Annotated in this window: 10 protein-coding genes; 4 read left to right on the top strand and 6 right to left on the bottom strand. The window is 73.7% G+C overall.

Going from position 1 to position 18,064, the window contains the following annotated elements; genetic code table 11:
• Positions 1 to 9: 9 nt before the first annotated feature.
• The 3 genes from AC6CH9_RS08495 to AC6CH9_RS08485 all read right to left on the bottom strand — a co-directional run bounded on the left by AC6CH9_RS08495 (position 10) and on the right by AC6CH9_RS08485 (position 6,283).
• Positions 10 to 2,049, bottom strand: coding sequence for a cell wall-binding repeat-containing protein (locus AC6CH9_RS08495; protein WP_498154487.1), 2,040 nt, complete (start codon positions 2,047 to 2,049; stop codon positions 10 to 12).
• A 335-nt stretch (positions 2,050 to 2,384) separates the two neighbouring features.
• Positions 2,385 to 4,181, bottom strand: coding sequence for a maltose alpha-D-glucosyltransferase (treS, locus tag AC6CH9_RS08490; protein WP_498154486.1), 1,797 nt, complete (start codon positions 4,179 to 4,181; stop codon positions 2,385 to 2,387).
• A complete protein-coding gene (locus AC6CH9_RS08485; protein ID WP_498154485.1) occupies positions 4,178 to 6,283 on the bottom strand; it encodes an alpha-1,4-glucan--maltose-1-phosphate maltosyltransferase in 2,106 nt (701 codons plus the stop codon). Before AC6CH9_RS08485 ends, treS begins: the two co-directional genes overlap by 4 nt.
• Before the next feature lie 171 nt (positions 6,284 to 6,454).
• Between AC6CH9_RS08485 and glgP the strand changes: the two genes are divergently transcribed.
• Both glgP and AC6CH9_RS08475 read left to right on the top strand, forming a co-directional pair.
• Positions 6,455 to 9,061, top strand: a complete 2,607-nt coding sequence (gene glgP / locus AC6CH9_RS08480; RefSeq protein ID WP_498154484.1) for an alpha-glucan family phosphorylase — start codon at positions 6,455 to 6,457, stop codon at positions 9,059 to 9,061.
• A gap of 234 nt (positions 9,062 to 9,295) precedes the next feature.
• On the top strand, positions 9,296 to 10,345 hold the full coding sequence (locus AC6CH9_RS08475) for a type IV toxin-antitoxin system AbiEi family antitoxin (protein WP_498154483.1): 1,050 nt from the start codon (positions 9,296 to 9,298) through the stop codon (positions 10,343 to 10,345).
• Positions 10,346 to 10,430: 85 nt separating this feature from the next.
• On the opposite strand, the gene AC6CH9_RS08470 is transcribed toward AC6CH9_RS08475, so the two are convergent.
• The 3 genes from AC6CH9_RS08470 to glgX all read right to left on the bottom strand — a co-directional run bounded on the left by AC6CH9_RS08470 (position 10,431) and on the right by glgX (position 16,103).
• Positions 10,431 to 11,702, bottom strand: a complete 1,272-nt coding sequence (locus AC6CH9_RS08470) for a hypothetical protein (protein ID WP_498154482.1) — start codon at positions 11,700 to 11,702, stop codon at positions 10,431 to 10,433.
• 189 nt (positions 11,703 to 11,891) lie between these two features.
• Positions 11,892 to 13,646, bottom strand: coding sequence for an FAD-binding dehydrogenase (locus AC6CH9_RS08465; RefSeq protein WP_498154481.1), 1,755 nt, complete (start codon positions 13,644 to 13,646; stop codon positions 11,892 to 11,894).
• An 81-nt stretch (positions 13,647 to 13,727) separates the two neighbouring features.
• A complete protein-coding gene (gene glgX / locus AC6CH9_RS08460; RefSeq protein ID WP_498154678.1) occupies positions 13,728 to 16,103 on the bottom strand; it encodes a glycogen debranching protein GlgX in 2,376 nt (791 codons plus the stop codon).
• Positions 16,104 to 16,220: 117 nt separating this feature from the next.
• On the opposite strand from glgX, the gene AC6CH9_RS08455 reads away from it, so the two are divergent.
• Positions 16,221 to 17,036 carry an electron transfer flavoprotein subunit beta/FixA family protein gene (locus AC6CH9_RS08455; RefSeq protein ID WP_498154480.1) on the top strand — a complete coding sequence of 272 codons (816 nt, stop codon included), beginning with the start codon at positions 16,221 to 16,223 and terminating at the stop codon, positions 17,034 to 17,036.
• 13 nt (positions 17,037 to 17,049) lie between these two features.
• Positions 17,050 to 18,057: an electron transfer flavoprotein subunit alpha/FixB family protein gene (locus AC6CH9_RS08450; protein WP_498154479.1), complete on the top strand. Its 1,008-nt coding sequence runs from the start codon at positions 17,050 to 17,052 to the stop codon at positions 18,055 to 18,057.
• Positions 18,058 to 18,064: the final 7 nt, after the last annotated feature.

Genomic DNA, 18,064 nt, shown 5'->3' with positions numbered 1-18,064 from the left:
GACCTCGACCTACAGCTTCGACTTGCGGTAGCCGGCGGCGACGGCAGCGGACTCGGTGCGGAAGCACTCTTCGGGGTGCGTCGCGGCGTAGTACCGGCCGCTGGGGACGTGGTAGATCATCGAGTCCGCGTTCCCCTTGATCGGAGCCCAGGACGGGCAGTTCACGGCGCTCACCGGAGCCGTGCGGGAGGGGTAGCCCACAGCGGACGTGGAACCGCTCGACCGCGTGACCGAGGTGTACCCCGCGAGCGTGCCGGTGACCGTGAAGCGGAGCTTCTTCCCGTAGTGGCCTGCCGTGAGGGTCAGCGACTTGCCGCTTCCCACGTACGTGGAGTTGGCATACCAGCGATATGTGAAGGACGTGCCCGGGGTCCATCCTGGACCGGGGTTCGCGGTGAGCGTCTTCGTCACCGTCGCTGCTCCACTGATCGACGGGGTGCCCGCCGCGAGGCATCCCAGGTTGCTGACGACGGCGTCGCTGACCGATGCCGTACCGCCGAGGTACACGCGGTGACTCGGGTTGACCGCGTTCGCGGAGTCCCGGATCGCCGGGGGGAGGCAGCCGGGAGTGGTGACGAACAGCGGCGCGGCGAGTCGGCCGGCGAGTGCCGCACCGGAGAGTGCGTCCGGGAAGTTGAGCCCGGTCGTGAAGAACGCGGTGTCCGCCCCGTTGGGGAAGAAGGCGGCGTTGATGCTCGCGGCGACGTCGTAGCGGGTAGCACCGCCGAAGCGGGTCACGGCGAATCCGGCGTTCTGCAGCTGCGTGACGATGGAGGGGCTCACCGAGCCAGGACCGCCGGCGACGTAGACGGTGCTGACTCCGAGGCCGCGCAGAACGTTCATGGTCGTCGAGGGGACGGACGCCCGAGCGCCATCGACGAGCAGGACCGGCGCTCCGAGCTTTCCCGCCACGCCGGACGCAGCCAGAGCGTCCGGGAACGTGCGACCGGTCGCGATCATCGCGGTGTCGGCCGTGGTGAATGCCGAGGTGGTGACGTTGCGACTGGCTTCGTACCGGTCTGCCCCGCCGACGCGCACGACCTCGGGCGCGTAGGCGGCGAGCGCGTTGAACACGGCAGCCGTGATCGAGCCGGTCCCTCCGACGACGACGATCCTGTGCGGCTGGAGCCGGGACAGCTCCGTGGCGACGCTCTTGTGCAGGGAAGCCGTGGGGGTGAGCAGCAGCGGTCCGCCGAGCCGGGACGCGGCGGCGGCCGCCGAGAGAGCGTCGGGGAAGTCGGTACCCTTCGCGATGTACACCACGGGCACGCCGGGCGAGTAGCGCTTCGAGATGCCCACGGAGACCGCGTACCGGTCAGCGCCACCCAGGCGGGTGTTCGCCTCGGTGAACGGAGCGATCACGGTCTGTCCCGGATCGGTGACCGGCTCCTCGGCCATCACCTGCGGGAGGGTGACCGCGGTCTGCCCGCACGTCCCGCTGAGCTGGGTCTCCAGCGCCGCGAGCTCCGCCGGATCCACCGACAGCGACCAGCGGTACTTCGTCAGCGCCCACCCCATGACGTACTCGCAGGTGGCAGAACCGTTGGTCGGAAGCCATTCCGCCGGGTCCTTGTCGGACTTGGACTGGTTCGACACGGAGGAGGCGGCCGTCAGCGCGTACGGGACGTCGAGGTCGTTCGCGAACGCACGCCGCGCGTCGTCGGTCCAGCCCGCGGCGCCGGACCGCCAGGCCTCTGCGAGCGCGACGACATGGTCGATCTCGATCTCCGCGGGAGAGAAGGCCGCGACGCCGTCGTACGGCGACACCCACGTGCCGCCGGAGAGGGCGCAGCCCGCGCCCACGGAGACAGGAGACGTCGACTCCTCGATCAGCACCTCGTACCGGGTGTTGCAGCCGTCGCCGTCCGCGTCGATCCAGTGCTCGAACCTGTCGCGGTCGTAGGACGGCGACGTGGTCTCGGCAGCAACGGTCAGGAGGCCGGGAAGCTCGGCGGCAGTGACGGTCGCCGCCGACGAGGGCGCGGCGACAAGAGACGAGAGGAGGACGGAAGCGCCGACGACAGCGGCAAGGCGCGCGCGAAACGACATGTGAGGGGTCTCCCGAGTGAGATGTGAACCCTCGCACAATAGCTGGGCAAAAATGCCGCCCAGGACCGTCTCGCGCCCGACCTCGGGTGAAATGGCATTCGGGGGATCCCGTTCTGCGAGGCGCGGCTTCAGGCCCCGGGCAAGTGCACACGCCGGTCCCGCGGCGAGGGGCGCCATGCGAGCGGAATGGCCGGCGGCCGAGGTCGTGGAGATCCGATATTCATGGCGCCGATGTGGGCCGCGGGTCCTGGACGGTCGATCGGCCGCATCTCGATGACGAGAATGAGGCACCGCGGTGCACCACCTGAGGAGCAGCAGCGGCGTGGTCGGGCAGCTCAAGCGCCGGCGTGTCCGACGACCAGCCAGTAGAAGTCGCGCGACCCCCACGTCATGACGACGCGCTCGTCGTCGTCGACGGCCGGGAAGTGCGCGCCGCCGAACACGTCGACGAGCGTCGCGCCGGCGTGACCGGGCAGGTGCACCGCGGCCGAGCGCGCGGTCGCGGAGAGGTTCGCGACGCACAGGATCGTCTCGGAGTCGGTGCGGCGCAGGAACGCGAGGATCGACTCGTTGTCGCACTCGAGCGCCACGAAGTCGCCCGTGCCGAACGCCTTGTGGCGGCGCCGGACCTTGAGCATCCCGTGCACCCAGTGCAGCAGCGACGTCGACTGCTCGAGCTGCGCCTCGACGTTGACGTAGCCGTAGTGGTGCACGAGCGACTGCACGAGCGGCAGGTACACCTTGCCGGGGTCGGCGGTCGAGAACCCGGCGTTGCGGTCGGGCGTCCACTGCATGGGGGTGCGCACCGAGTCACGGTCGGGCAACCAGATGTTGTCGCCCATCCCGATCTCGTCGCCGTAATAGAGGCACGGGCTGCCCGGCAGGGAGAGCAGGAGCGCGTGCGCGAGCTCGACCTCCTTGCGCGAGTTGTCGAGCAGCGGGGCGAGCCGACGGCGGATGCCGACGTTCGCGCGCATGCGCGGGTCCGGCGCGTACCACCCGTACATCGACGCGCGCTCCTCGGTGGAGACCATCTCGAGCGTGAGCTCGTCGTGGTTGCGCAGGAACGTGCTCCACTGGGCGCCGGGCGGGATGTCGGGCGTGTCGGCGAGGATCTCGAGGACCTGGTTCGCGCGCTGGTCCCGGATCGCGTAGTAGATGCGGGGCATCACGGGGAAGTGGAAGCACATGTGGCACTCGGGCTCGTCCTCGGTGCCGAAGTAGTCCACGACCTCGCGCGGCCACTGGTTCGCCTCCGCGAGCAGGATGCGCCCTGGGAACTCCGCGTCGACCATGCGCCGCACGCGCCGCAGGAACTCGTGCGTCTGCGGCAGGTTCTCGCAGTTGGTGCCCTCGGCCTCGTACAGGTACGGCACCGCGTCGAGGCGGAACCCGTCGACGCCCATCTGGAGCCAGAACCGCGCGACGTCGAGCATCGCGTCCGCGACGCGCGGGTTCTCGAAGTTGAGGTCGGGCTGGTGGGAGAAGAACCGGTGCCAGAAGAACTGGCGGCGCACGGGGTCGAACGTCCAGTTGGACGTCTCGGTGTCCACGAAGATGATGCGCGCGTCCTGGTAGCGCGTGTCGTCGTCGCTCCACACGTAGAAGTCCCCGTACGGGCCCTCGGGGTCGGCGCGCGACGCCTGGAACCACGGGTGCTGGTCGCTCGTGTGGTTCATGACGAGGTCGATGACGACGCGCATGCCGCGCGCGTGCGCCTCGCTCACGAGCTCGGCGAAGTCCGACGTCGAGCCGTACTGCGGCGCGATCGCGGTGTAGTCCGAGACGTCGTAGCCGCCGTCGCGCAGCGGTGACGGGTAGAACGGCGGCAGCCACAGCGCGTCGATCCCGAGCCACTGCAGGTAGTCGAGGCGGTCGATGAGGCCCCGCAGGTCGCCCGTCCCGCTGCCGTCCGAGTCGGAGAACGCGCGGACGATCACCTCGTAGAAGACGGCCGTGCGGTACCAGTCCGGGTCGTCGGACAGCCCGGGGCGTGCGTCGACCGGCGCCGTCGGCTGGCGGCGCGGCGGGAGCGCCGCGACGGGGACCGGCGCGGTGATGGGCGGCACGGGCGTGGGGCCGGCGGCGGGTCCCCGTACGGGGACCGGAGACGCGTCGCGGGGGAACGTCATGCGGGCCTCACGTGCACGACGTGCGCGACCTGGCGCATCGGCTCGAGCCGCACGTACACGTCCTGGCCCCAGCCGTAGCTCTCGCCGGACAGCTCGTCGTGCGCGACGAACGACGGCGCCCACGGGTCCTGGCCGTCCGCGAGCGGTGGCAGACCGAGGGCAGCGAGGTCGAGGTGCACGTTCGACTCCTGCGGGGAGTGCGGGTCGAGGTTCACCACGACGACGACGGTGTCGGCCTCGCCGGTGGGCGAGTGCTCGGCCGGAAGGTGCCGCGAGAAGGCGAGCACCTGGTCGTTCGTCGTCGGGTGGACGGTGAGGTTGCGGAGCTGGCGCAGCGCGGGGTGGTCGCGCCGGACCTCGTTGAGCCGTGCGAGCAGCGTCGAGATCCCGATCTCGTCGGCGAGCGCCCAGTCGCGCGGCTTGTACTCGTACTTCTCGTTGTCGATCTGCTCCTCGACACCCGGCCGCGGCACGTTCTCCACGAGCTCGTACCCGGAGTAGATCCCCCACGTGGGCGACCCGGTCGCGGCGAGCACCGCGCGCACCGCGAACCCGGCCACCCCGCCGTGCTGGAGGTACGGCGGGAGGATGTCGTGCGTCGTCGGCCAGAAGCTCGGCCGCATGTAGGCGCCGGCCTCGCCCGAGACCTCGGTGAGGTACTCGGCGAGCTCGTCGCGCGTGTTGCGCCACGTGAAGTACGTGTACGACTGGTGGAACCCGATGCGCGCGAGGGTGTGCATCATCGCGGGCTTGGTGAACGCCTCCGAGAGGAACACGACCTCGGGGTTCGTGGCGCGCACCTCGGCGAGCAGCCACTCCCAGAAGTCGAGCGGCTTGGTGTGCGGGTTGTCGACGCGGAACGCCGTGACGCCGCGGTCGATCCACACGCGGACCACGCGCAGCACCTCGGCGTAGATGCCCTCGGGGTCGTTGTCGAAGTTCAGCGGGTAGATGTCCTGGTACTTCTTGGGCGGGTTCTCGGCGTACGCGATCGAGCCGTCGACGCGGGTCGTGAACCACTCCGGGTGCTCGGCGACCCACGGGTGGTCGGGGGAGCACTGGAGCGCGAGGTCGATCGCGACCTCGAGCCCGTTGCGCCGGGCTTCCTTGACGAACGCGCGGAACGTGCGATCGCTGCCGAGCTCGGGGTGGATCGCGTCGTGGCCGCCGTCCTTCGAGCCGATCGCGTACGGGCTGCCCGGGTCGCCCGGGAGCGCGGTGAGGGAGTTGTTGCGGCCCTTGCGGTGGGTCGTGCCGATCGGGTGGACGGGCGTGAGGTAGACGACGTCGAAGCCCATCGCGGCGATCGCGGGCAGGCGTCGGGCCGCGGCCGTGAACGTCCCGGAGCGCCAGCGCCCGTCCTTCAGCCGGCGCGCGCCCTCCGAGCGCGGGAACATCTCGTACCACGCGCCCGCGAGCGCCAGCGGGCGCTCCACGCGCAGCGCGTACGTGGCCGACGCCGTCACGTGGTCGCGCAGGGGCGCGCGACGCAGGACGTCGCGCACCTCGGGTGACGTCGCGGCGGCGAGCCGGGCCTGCGCGGGCCGGCTCGCGTCGGCGAGCGCGGCGGCCGCGTCGGCGAGCGTGCGCGCGTCCTCGGGGGAGCGGGTGCCCGGGGTGCCGTCCGCGCCCGGGAGGGGGACGGCGTCGGCCAGGACGCGCTCGAACAGCCGGACGCCCTCGGCCAGCATGAGGTCGACGTCGACGCCCGCCTCGATCTTGATCGTCGCGTCGTGGGACCACGTGCCGTACGGGTCGCTCCACGCCTCGACGCGCAGCGACCAGTCGCCGACCGCGTCGGGGTGCAGCGTGGCGCGGAACCGGTCGAGGCCGGGCGCGACGTCGACCATCGGCGCGGTGCGCTCGGCCCCGTCGGGGGCGACGAGGACGGCCGTCGCGGCGACGGCGTCGTGCCCCTCCCGGAAGACGGTCGCCTCGACCGGCACCATCTCGCCGACGACGGCCTTCGCGGGCCATCGGCCGCCCTCGACGACCGGGGACACGTCCAGCACGGGGATGCGGCCGATCGGGGCGGACGGGGCAGGACGGGGGGTGGTCGCGGGGGCGCGGTGCGGCGCGGGGGCCGGGGAGGTCGACGTCACACGCACAACGTATCGAGGCCCGCGGGGGGCAGGCACCTGGGAGCGGGGTCGGCGCGTCGTCGACGAGGTGCGGGCGACGGACGTGACGCCGGGTGAAAGTTCACGCAAGCGTGACGTGCGTGTGACACCGCGAGGGTGTGCACCGGGCTCGGCCTGCGTAGTCTCGTCCCCGTGAGAGCGATCCGACGGTTCACCGTCCGCACCCTGCTGCCCGCCGAGCTGCGCGACCTGGACGAGCTGGCGCACAACCTGCGCTGGTCCTGGCACGCCCCGACGCGCGACCTGTTCGCCGGCATCGACCCCGAGGCGTGGGCGTCCGTGCACGGCGACCCCGTCGCGTTGCTGGGCGCGCTCGGCCCGGAGCGTCTCGCGGAGCTCGCCGCCGACGGCGCGTTCGTCGAGCGCGTGCGCGCGGCGGCGGCGGACCTGCGCCACTACCTCGACGACGCGCTGTGGTACCAGCAGCGCGCCGCGGAGGCGTCGGCGGAGGACGGCGGCGACCTCCCGGCCGCGATCGCCTACTTCTCGCCCGAGTTCGGCATCACGTCGGTGCTGCCGCAGTACTCCGGTGGCCTCGGCATCCTCGCGGGCGACCACCTCAAGAGCGCGAGCGACCTCGGTGTGCCGATCGTCGGCGTCGGGCTCCTCTACGGCGCCGGGTACTTCAAGCAGTCCCTCACGCGCGACGGCTGGCAGGTCGAGACCTACCCGCTGCTCGATCCGGACGGCCTGCCCCTGACGTTGCTGCGCGACGACGACGGCACGCCCGCGCGCGTCTCGCTCGCCCTGCCCGGCGGTCGGGCGCTCCACGCGCACGTGTGGGTCGCTGCAGTCGGCCGCGTGCCGCTGCTCCTGCTCGACTCGAACGTGCCCGGCAACGACGAGGCCGCGCGCAAGGTGACGGACCGTCTCTACGGCGGCGGCGGTGAGCACCGCCTCCAGCAGGAGCTGCTGCTGGGTGTGGGCGGCGTGCGCGCGCTGCGCCTGTGGTCGCGCCTCACCGGCGCGCCGGAGCCGGAGGTCTACCACACCAACGAGGGCCACGCCGGGTTCCTCGGGGTCGAGCGCATCCGCGAGCTCGTCGAGCAGGGCCTCACGTTCGACGAGGCGCTCGAGGCAGTGCGCGCCGCGACCGTCTTCACCACCCACACGCCGGTCCCCGCCGGCATCGACCGGTTCGGGCGGGACCTCGTCACGCAGTACTTCGGCGGCGACATGGCCGTGGACGGGCTGCCGGTGGAGCGGGTCCTCGCGCTCGGGGCCGAGGACTACGACGGCGGCGACCCGACCGTCTTCAACATGGCCGTCATGGGCCTGCGCCTGGGCGGCCGCGCCAACGGCGTCTCGTTGCTGCACGGCGAGGTCTCGCGCGGCATGTTCGAGGGGCTGTGGCCGGGCTTCGACGCGCGCGAGGTCCCCATCACGTCCGTGACGAACGGCGTGCACTCGCCTACGTGGGTGGACCCCGCGTTCGCTGCGCTCGAGGCCGAGCGGCTGGGGCTCGACGAGCTCACGGCCGACGCCGCGTCGTCGGGCTGGCTGCGCGATGCCGGGGACGGTGGCGTGAGCGACGGCGAGCTGTGGGCCGTCCGTCGCGAGATGCGGGGCCGCCTCGTCGACGAGGCACGCCGCCGCGTGCGCAAGTCGTGGCGCGAGCGCGGGGCGACCCCGGCCGAGCTCGGCTGGGTCGACGACGTCCTGTCGCCCGACGTGCTCACCATCGGCTTCGCGCGCCGCGTGCCGACGTACAAGCGGCTCACGCTCATGCTGCGCGACCCCGAGCGGCTCAAGGCGCTGCTGCTGCACCCCGAGCGTCCGGTCCAGCTCGTCGTGGCCGGCAAGTCGCACCCCGCGGACGACCAGGGCAAGCGACTCATCCAGCAGCTCGTGCGCTTCACCGACGACCCCGAGGTGCGGCACCGCATCGTCTTCCTGCCGAACTACGACATCGCCATGGCGCAGTCGCTCTACCCGGGCTGCGACGTCTGGCTCAACAACCCGCTGCGCCCGCTGGAGGCGTCGGGCACGTCGGGCATGAAGTCGGCGCTCAACGGCGGCCTCAACCTGTCCATCCTCGACGGGTGGTGGGACGAGTGGTTCGACGGCGAGAACGGCTGGGCCATCCCCACCGCGGACGGCGTGGAGGACGCGGACCGCCGTGACGACCTCGAGGCCGCCGCGCTCTACGACCTCGTGGAGCAGCAGGTCGCGCCCCGCTTCTACGACCGCGACACCGACGGCGTGCCCGGCCGGTGGCTCGAGATGGTGCGCCACACGCTCGCGACGCTGGGACCGAAGGTCCAGGCGACGCGCATGGTCGGCGAGTACGTGACGCGGCTCTACGCGCCCGCCGCCGCAGCCGGGCGGACGCTGGCCGCCGACGGTCTCGCCCCGGCGCGCGAGCTCGCGCACTGGAAGGAGTCCGTGCGGTCCGGGTGGTCGCGGGTGCGCGTCGACCACGTCGACTCGTCCGGCATCGGCGAGGTGCCACAGGTGGGGGACCGGCTCACCGTGCGCGCGTACGTGTCGCTCGGTGACCTGCGCCCCGAGGACGTGCAGGTGCAGGTCGTGCACGGTCGCGTGAGCGAGGCCGACCTCATCGAGGAGTTCACCGCCGAGCCGCTCGCGCTCGCCGAGACGTACGAGGCCGGCCGCTACGCGTTCGCCGGCGACGTGGTGCTCGACGCGTCCGGCCCGTTCGGCTACACGGTCCGCGTCGTCCCGACGCACACCGGCCTCCCCAGCGTCGCCGAGCTCGGCCTCGTCGCCAACGCCTGACGCGCCCGCCGCCGAGGTAGAGCCCTGGCCTCGCGAGGTAGAGCCCTGGCCTCGCGAGGTAGAGGCGTGGTAGCGCGACAGGAGGGCCCCGTCGTCGGCGGGGCCCTCCCGCGCTTCGCTGCCGAGGTCGTGCACGACGGCGGAACGTGGGCGTGAGGACCCGCACGGCGCGTGCTTTTCCACAGATGTCCGGGCGCGCGCCCGCGACATCGTCGAGCCCGGCACGCTGGGACGATGGATGAGACGACGCAGACCTCCCCGACGGACCTCGGTCCCGCGGCGCGACGGCGCCCGACGAGCGCACCGGCGACCGTGAGGCCACCCGGTCGCTACACCGCGGACACGACCGGACCGCGGCGTGTCCCCGTGGCCGTGCCGTACGCACGACGGCGGCGCGCCGAGCTGGCGGCCCGAGCACGGGACGGTGAGCTCGTCCGGGTGCGGCGTGGTGTCTACCTCCCCTCGCCGCACGTCGCGGCCTCCGCGCGGGAAGAGTGGCTGCTCGGGCAGGTCCGCGGGCTCGTCGATCGGCTCAGCACGCCGTTCTGGGTGAGCCACGACACCGCGGCGCTGCTCTGGGGATGCTGGACCTGGCGGCTTCCGCCGTTCGCGCACCTGACCCAGCTCGGCCACCCGAACGTGGAGCGCGAGCGCGACGCCGTGGTGCGGCGGCACTGGACGGACCTCCCGGTCCGCGATCGCGCGGAGCTCGACGGTGTCCCCGTGACGAGCCTCGAGCGCACGCTGGTCGACTGCGCACGGGCGCTGCCGCTCGAGCGCAGCCTGGTCGTCGTCGACTCCGCCTTCCGCATGGGGGCGGACCGACGGCTCGTCGACTCGATCGTCGAGGAGTCGCGGGGCAAGCGTGGGGTCGTGCGCGCACGCCGCGCCCTGGAGCGCGCGGACCCGAGGTCCGAGTCGCCGGGGGAGACGCTCGTGCGGCTCGCCGCCGTGCTGGGCGGTCTGCCTGCGCTGACCCCGCAGGTACCGGTCGCGACGGCGCGGGGCAACTACGCCGTCGACCTGGCCTGGCTCGACGCCCGGGTGGTGATCGAGTTCGACGGAGCCGTGAAGTACTCCGGCGGGGCGTACGGGGACCCGGACGACGTCCGGCGTGCCCAGGACGTCCGCGAGGCGGCGCTCGTGGCCGCGGGCTGGACGGTCGTCAGGTTCACGTGGGACGACCTGGGCGACCCGGTGGCGGTCGGGTGCCGCCTCGCGGAGGCCCGCCGTCTCGCGCTGCGCCGTCGTGTCTCTCGCCGACAGACGTCCTGGCCGAGGTAGAGCCCTGGTCGGCCGAGGTAGAGCCCTGGTCCAGCGAGGTAGAGGTGAGGTCGTGACCAGGCCTCTACCTCGGCCTACCAGGCCTCTACCTCGGCGAGGAGAGGGGGTCTCCCGGGGACGGGGTCGAGGGCTCGCCGAGGAGTTCGAGGTAGCGGGAGCGGGTGCGGACGACGTCGGTGAGCTGGGTCTCGATGCCGTCGACGAACTCCTCACGGTAGATGGCGTCGACCTGGACGGAGATCGCGTAGTAGAGCCCGGTGAACGTCGCGATCGCGACGGAGACGCGCAGGAGCGTCTGCGTGACGACGAGGTCCGCCCCGCCGACGCCGCCCCCTCCCGCGAGCGAGAGCGTCTGCTGCCACGTGCCGCCGTCGACGTCCCACAGCGCCATGACCTCCGGCGTGACGGTGAGAGTCCCCAGCGCCATGAAGAACACGCCCATGCCGAAGCTCACCACGAGGACCTGGAGGAGCTGGCTGCTCGCGATCATCGTCGCGAGGTTCGCGGTCTGTCCGCGGCTGAAGCGCGTCGCGCGCTCGTGCCCCGGCAGCCGCGCGGACGTCTCGGCAAGGGCCTCGCGCGCCTCGGCCGGGGAGCGCAGCGCGACGAACAGCACGACGAGCAGCGCGAAGAACGCTCCGAGCACGACGTCCGCGATCCCGTGCGTGCGGTCGAACACCTGCCAGACCTCGGCGTTGTAGAACAGGACGAGAGAGAAGACGAGCAGCAGCGGCAGCAGGCGCACGAGCCGCAGCAGGGCCGCGCCCAGCTCGTCCGTGACGCGCGCGAGGCCCCACCACAGCGACGACAGCACGCCGTACCCGACGACGACGCGTACCACCCCGAGCAGGACGAGGTTGCCGACGACGGTGAGCAGCGCGTCGCCCCACTGCCCGCCGAACACGAGGGGCAGCAGCGCGGGCACGAGGACGAAGAACGCGAGCTCGGGCACGCCGACCGACTGGGGGAGGGTCGACCACGGGCGGCCGCGGAGCACGTTGAGCCCGGCGTACGCGGCCGCGACGATCGCGGCGCCGCTCAGGAGCGCGAGCGCGTTGGCCCAGGCCGGCCAGCCGGACCGGATCGCGCCGCTCAGCTCGGCGAGCAGCACCACGAGCAGGAACGGCGCCGACCGCCCGAACACGTCACGGTCCACGGAGTGGCCCTCGACCAGCAGCGGTAGCCCGTTGCGGCGGAAGAAGCGCTCGCACGCGGCGACGTCGCGCGGTGCGGCCGCCGGGTCGGTGCTCGACTGCTCGACGCCGTCAGGACCGGCGGGTTCGTCGTGCCTGACCGGTCCGGTGTCCGAGGCTTGGGCGGATCGCCCGGTTCGGGGCGCGTCGTCGTGCACGCTCATGCTCGGTGACCCTACCGGTCGCGGCACCGTGCGCGACCGACGCCGACGGGCGGTCCCCGGCGACCACACCTCTACCTCGTGAGCATGCCTCGACCTCGGCCTACCAGGCCTCTACCTCGCGTGACCGGGCCTCTACCTCGGCCGACCAGGCCTCTACCTCGCGCGACCGGGCCCCGGCCTCGCGCGCGGTCAGCCGAGCTCGGCCGCGAGGGCACGACCCGCGACGCGGCCGGAGTAGAGGCAGCCACCCAGGAACGTGCCCTCGAGCGCGCGGTGGCCGTGCACGCCGCCACCGCCGAACCCGGCGGCCTCGCCGGCCGCCCAGAGCCCGGGGAGCACCGAGCCGTCCTGGCGCAGCACGCGCGCGGACGTGTCGGTCCACAGCCCGCCGAGCGTCTTGCGCGTGAGCACGGACAGGCGGACGGCGAGCAGCGGCCCGTCCTTGGGCGTGGTGAGCGGGCGCGGGGGAGAGACGCGGATGAGCCGGTCGACGCGGTAGCGCCGCGCCATCGCCGTCGCGACGACCTGCGGGTCCTTGCCGAGACCGGTGCGGACCTGCTCGTCGCGCAGGTGGACGATGCGCGCGAGGGCGTCGGGGTCGACGTGGCCGCGCGAGCCCGGTGTCGCCTCCACGAGCGCGTTCATCCCGGCCGCGAGCTCCTCGGGCGTGTCGGCCCACACGAACTCGGGCGACTGCTCGGCGAACCGCGCGACGGGGCCGACGGCGCGCGGCAGGACGCGCTGGGCGAGCAGCCTGACGTCCTTGCCGGTGAGGTCGGGGTTCTGCTCCGACCCGGACAGCGCGAACTCGGACTCCATGATCGCCTTGTTGAGCACGAACCAGGAGTGGTCGTCGCCGCGCTCGGCGACGTGATGGAGCGCGCCGAGCGCGTCGAACCCGGGGAACAGCGGCGCGGGGAGCCGGTTGCCGTCCGCGTCGAGCCACAGCGAGCTCGGGCCGGGCAGGATGCGGATGCCGTGGTCGGTCCAGACGGGGGAGTGGTTCGCGATGCCCTCGGGGTAGTGCCACATGCGGTCCTCGTGCACGAGCGCGGCGCCCGCGTCGGCGGCGACGCCGATCATCAGCCCGTCGGTCGAGTCGGGGACGCCGGAGAGCATGCGGGCGGGCAGCGCGCCCGCCGCCTGCGGCCAGCGGGAACGTACGAGCTCGTGGTTCGCTCCGATGCCGCCCGACGTCACGACGACGGCGCTCGCCGCGATCTCCACCTCGCCGACGACCTCGCGCGACGACGGGGCGCCGCGCTCGACGTCCGACGGCGCGAGGACCTCCGCGCGCACGCCCGTCACCGCGCCGTCGGTCACGACGAGCGACGTGACGCGGTGCCGGAACCGCAGGTCGAGCAGCCCGGCGGCGCGCGCGTCGAGCGCCGCGCGCACGAACGGCTCGAGGATCGCGGGCCCGGTGCCCCAGGTGACGTGGAAGCGCGGGACGGAGTTGCCGTGGCCTCCCGCGGCCGTCCCGTCGGCGCCCGAGGTCACCGGGTACCCGCCGCGCTCGGCCCACTGCACGAGCGGGAACCACCGCACGCCCTTGTCGTGCAGCCAGCCACGCATCTCGCCCGCGGCGAAGTCGACGAACCCGCGCGCCCAGGCGTACCCGTGGCGGTCGGGGCCCTCGCCGCGGTCGGCGCCGGGCGCGAACCTCGCGGACCCGAGCCAGTCGTCGAACGCGAGCTCGGCGGAGTCGGTGACCCCCATGCGCCGCTGCTCGGGCGAGCCGACGAGGAACAGCCCGCCGAACGACCACCACGCCTGGCCGCCGAGGCTCGCGGCGGGCTCCTGGTCCAGCAGGACGACGCGCCGTCGGGCCGCGGTGAGCTCGGTCGCCGCGACGAGCCCGGCGAGCCCGGCCCCCACGACGACGACCTCAGGGTTCTCGATCGCGGGAGAGCTGACGGAGGAGTCGACCGCGCTGTCACTCATGCGGGAAGAGTAGAGCACGTGTCCAGCCCCGGCAGGCCCGGTGGGCGTGCCACCACGCCTCTACCTCGTGCGACCGGGCCTCTACCTCGGCGGGGTGGAGACGTAGACGCGCAGGCTCAGGGCCTCGAGCCCGACGACGTCGCCCGCGCGGGCGGTGCCGTCGCCGTTCGCGCGGTCCCGGTCCTCGGGTCGCTCCCAGTCCGAGTCCCACGCGAGGTCCCAGCGCTCGACGTCGCCGCCCGACGCCGCGCGCACGCCCGGGAGCGTGACGTCGACCGGGTCGAGGGCGCCCGCGAGCACGACGAGCACGTCGGCGTCGCCGGGCTCCGGGGCGGTGCGCAGCATCTGGAGCGTCCGGACGGCGGGGTCGTGCCAGGCGGAGTGGTCGAGGAGCTCGCCGTCGGCGTCGAACCACACGAGGTCGGGCACGCCCACGTCGCCCCCTGGGGCCGATGCCTCGGCACCGGCGGTCGAGGCGTCGGGCCGGGGGCGGCCGGTGTAGAACGTGTCGGGACGCAGCGCGGGGTGCTCGCGCCGCAGGGCGAGCAGGTACCGCGCCGTCGCGAGCAGGTCCTCGCGCCACGGCGAGAGGTCCCACGACACCCAGGACGTCTCGTCGTCCTGCACGTAGGCGTTGTTGTTGCCGCGCTGCGTCCGCCCCATCTCGTCGCCCGCGGTGAGCATCGGGGTCCCTGCGGCGAGGACGAGCGTCGCGAGGAGGTTGCGGATCGACCGGCGGCGCAGGGGCGCGATCTCTTCGCCAATCCCGAGCCTGATCCCGAGCGCGTCGAGTCCCGCGCCCAGCCGCCCGCCCGCCCGCGCGTCCGGTGCCGCGACCGGGCCCTCGAGTCCGTGGTTCCACGACCGGTTGTCGTTCGTACCGTCGCGGTTGTCCTCGCCGTTCGCGAGGTTGTGCTTGTGGTCGTAGGCGACGAGGTCGGCGAGCGTGAACCCGTCGTGCGCGGTCACGTAGCTCACCGACGCGACGGGTCCGCGCAGCAGCGGCGGGTCGGAGTGGCCGAACAGGTCCGCCGACCCCGCGAGCCGGGTCGCGAGGTCGCGCACGCCGTGGCCCGGCCGCCCGTGGGACGCCTCGCGCGCGTCGGCGAGCCAGAACTGCCGCGCCGCGTCGCGGAACCGGTCGTTCCACTCGGCGAGCGGCGGCGGGAACTGGCCGGTCCGCCAGCCGCCCGGCCCCACGTCCCACGGCTCGGCGACGAGCTTGAGCCCGCACAGCACCGGGTCTGTCTGCAAGGCGACGAGGAACGGGTGGTCGGGGTCGAACCCGGCGGTCCCACGACCGAGCGTGACCGCGAGGTCGAACCGGAAACCGTCGACCCCCACGACCTCCGCCCAGTACCGCAGCGAGTCCAGCGCGGCCCGCACCACGGCCGGGCGCCGGAAGTCGAGCGAGTTGCCCGTCCCGGTGACGTCGGCGAGCCGGGCGGGCGAGCCGCCGTCGTGCAGGTAGTACCCGGCGTTGTCGAGCCCGCGCCACGACAGGTGGTAGCCGTCCGCCCCGCCCTCGCACGTGTGGTTGTGCACGACGTCGAGCAGCACCTCGATCCCCGCCTCGTGCAGCAGGTGGACCATGCCGCGTACCTCGTCGAGGACCGCGCCCGGCCCGGCCTCCCGTGCCGCGCGCGTCGCGTACGCGGCGTGGGGCGCGAAGAACCCGAGCGTCGAGTAGCCCCAGTAGTTGGTGCGGCCGCTCGCGAGCAGGTGCGGCTCGGGCACGTTCGCGTGCACGGGCAGGAGCTCGACCGTCGTCACGCCGAGCGACCGCAGGTGCTCGATCGTCACCGGGTGCGCGACGCCCGCGTACGTGCCGCGCAGGGGCTCGGGCAGGGCCTCGAGACGCTGCGTGAGGCCGCGCACGTGCGCCTCGTAGATCACGGTGTCGCGCCACGGGACGCGCGGCCGGGGCGCCAGGGCCCCCGTCGGCTCGGCCACGACCACCGCGTGCGGCACGAACGGCAGAGAGTCGCGCGCGTCCGCCGGGCCGTACGGGTCGCTCCCGGCCTGGCCGTGGATCGCCGGGTCGTCCACCAGCTCGCCCACGAGGCCGCGCGCGTACGGGTCGACGAGCAGCTTCGCGGGGTTGTGCCGCAGCCCGGCCGTGGGTTCCCACGGGCCGTGCGCGCGGAACCCGTAGCGCTGCCCGGGCCGGACGCCGGGGACGTGGGCGTGCCAGACGCCGTACGCCGGCCCGGCGAGGGGGACGCGGCGCTCGCGGTAGCGGGCCGGGTCCTGGACGGGCAAGGACGCGTCGACCACGTCCACGAGGCACAGCTCGACGGCGGTCGCGTGCGACGCGAGGACGGCGACGTCGACACCGTCGCCCGCGACGCGGACGCCGAGCGGCGGCACGAGGGCGTGCCGGTCTACAGGACCCGGCGGAACCGGGAGCGTGGGCTCGCCGGTGGCCGCGGGGACGGGGGAGGAGGTCGGGGACACGTGCACCCGTCCATTGTGGCGGGTGTCACCGGCCCGCCCCGCCGCCCGCCGGTAGGCTTCCCCGAGCGGGCCGGGAACCTCTCCGGCCGACCGCCCAGCGCACAGGGAGAGCAGCCGATGCGGATCGTCGTCGCCGTGAAGTACGTCCCGGACATCCATGCGGACCGGGGCTTCGAGGGCGGGCGCGTCGTGCGCCGGGCCGACGAGGGGACGCTCAACGAGCTCGACGAGAACGCGGTCGAGGCCGCGCTGCGCCTCAAGGAGGCGCTGCCGGAGGCGGAGCGCGAGACCAGCGAGGTGATCGTCCTGACGGTGGCCGGCCCGGACGCGGACGGCGCGGTGCGCCGCTCGTACCAGCTCGGCGCGGACCGCGGCGTGCGCGTGAGCGACGACGCGATCGCGGGCTCGGACTACTTCGGCACCGCGCGCGTGCTCGCCGCCGCGGTGCGCCGTCTCGCGGACGAGGCACCGGTGGACGTCGTCGTGACGGGCATGGCCGCGCTCGACGGGCTCGGCTCGGTCGTCCCCGCGCTCCTGTCCGCGGAGCTCGGGCTCCCGCAGCTCACGCTCGCCGGAGAGCTCGAGGTCGAGGGAGAGCCCGGCGCTCGGACGGCTCGCGTCACGCGCGAGCTCGACGGCGCCCGGGAGGTCCTCGAGGCGCCGCTCCCCGCCGTCGTGTCGGTGACCGACCACGCGAACGACCCGCGCATGCCCAACTTCAAGCTCATCATGGCGGCGCGCACGCGGCCGGTGGAGGCGTGGAGCCTCGCCGACCTCGGCGTCGACCCGGCGCTCGTCGGTGACGCCGGCGCGCGCTCGCGCGTGCTCGACGCGTCGCCCCGCCCGCCGCGCCCCGACGCCGAGATCGTCGTCGACAAGGGCGAGGGCGGGCGCGCCCTGGCCGAGTTCCTCATCCGCAACGACCTGGTCTGAGAGGCGTCCGCACATGAGCACCCCCGGGACCCGTACCGTCCTCGTCCTCCTCGACTCCGCCGGCACCGAGCTGCGCTCGCCCGTGCTGGAGCTCATCACCGTCGGTCGCTCGCTCGGACGCGTCGAGGCCGTCGCCCTCGAGGCGCCGAGCGTCGACGTGCTCGCCCAGCTCGGCGCCCACGGTGTCGAGCTCGTGCGCCAGGCCGAGCCGTCGTCGGGCGGGGAGGTCGTGACCGGCGACGCGCTGCACCTGACGCCCGTCGTGGCCGAGGTCCTCGCCGCCGCGACGCGCGCGTCCGACGCGGACGCCGTCCTGCTCACGTCGTCCTTCCCGAACAAGGAGGCGGCCGCGCGCCTCGCGTTCCTCACCGAGGCGGGCCTCGTCGTCGACGCGTCCGCGCTGACCGACGGCGGCACGCACCTCGTCGCGGACAAGCGCGTCTTCGCGGGGTCCTGGGACGTGCGCAGCGAGATCGTCACCGACCCCGCCGTGCTCACCCTGCGGGCGAACTCCGTCGTGCCGCAGCCCGCGGAGGTCGCCGTGGCGACCGAGGTCGCTGCGCTCCGCCTCGAGCTCTCGCCTGCCGCGACGGCGGCGCGCGTCGTGTCCCGCACGGTCGACGAGTCGGCCGGCGCGGGGCGCCCGGCGCTCGGCGAGGCCGCGATCGTCGTCGCGGGGGGCCGCGGTACCAACGGCGACTTCGGACCCGTCACCGAGCTCGCCGACGCGCTCGGCGCGGCCGTGGGCGCGACGCGCGACGCCGTCTACGAGGGCTGGCACGACCAGTTCGTCGGGCAGACCGGCGTCACCGTGGCGCCGCGGCTGTACATCGGCGCGGGCATCTCCGGCGCCCCGCACCACCGCGGTGGCATGCAGGCGTCTCAGGTCATCGTCGCGGTGAACAACGACCCGGAGTGCCCGCTGTTCGAGATCTCGGACTTCGCGGTCGTCGGCGACCTCGCGGACGTGCTGCCGCAGGCGGCCGAGGTGCTGCGCGAGCACCGGTCGTCGCAGGGCTGAGCGCTCT

The organism is Cellulosimicrobium sp. GQ32 (genome assembly GCF_059758455.1).
The sequence above is the reverse complement of the archived record's forward strand: the minus strand, read 5'-3'. Positions and strand labels throughout refer to the sequence as shown.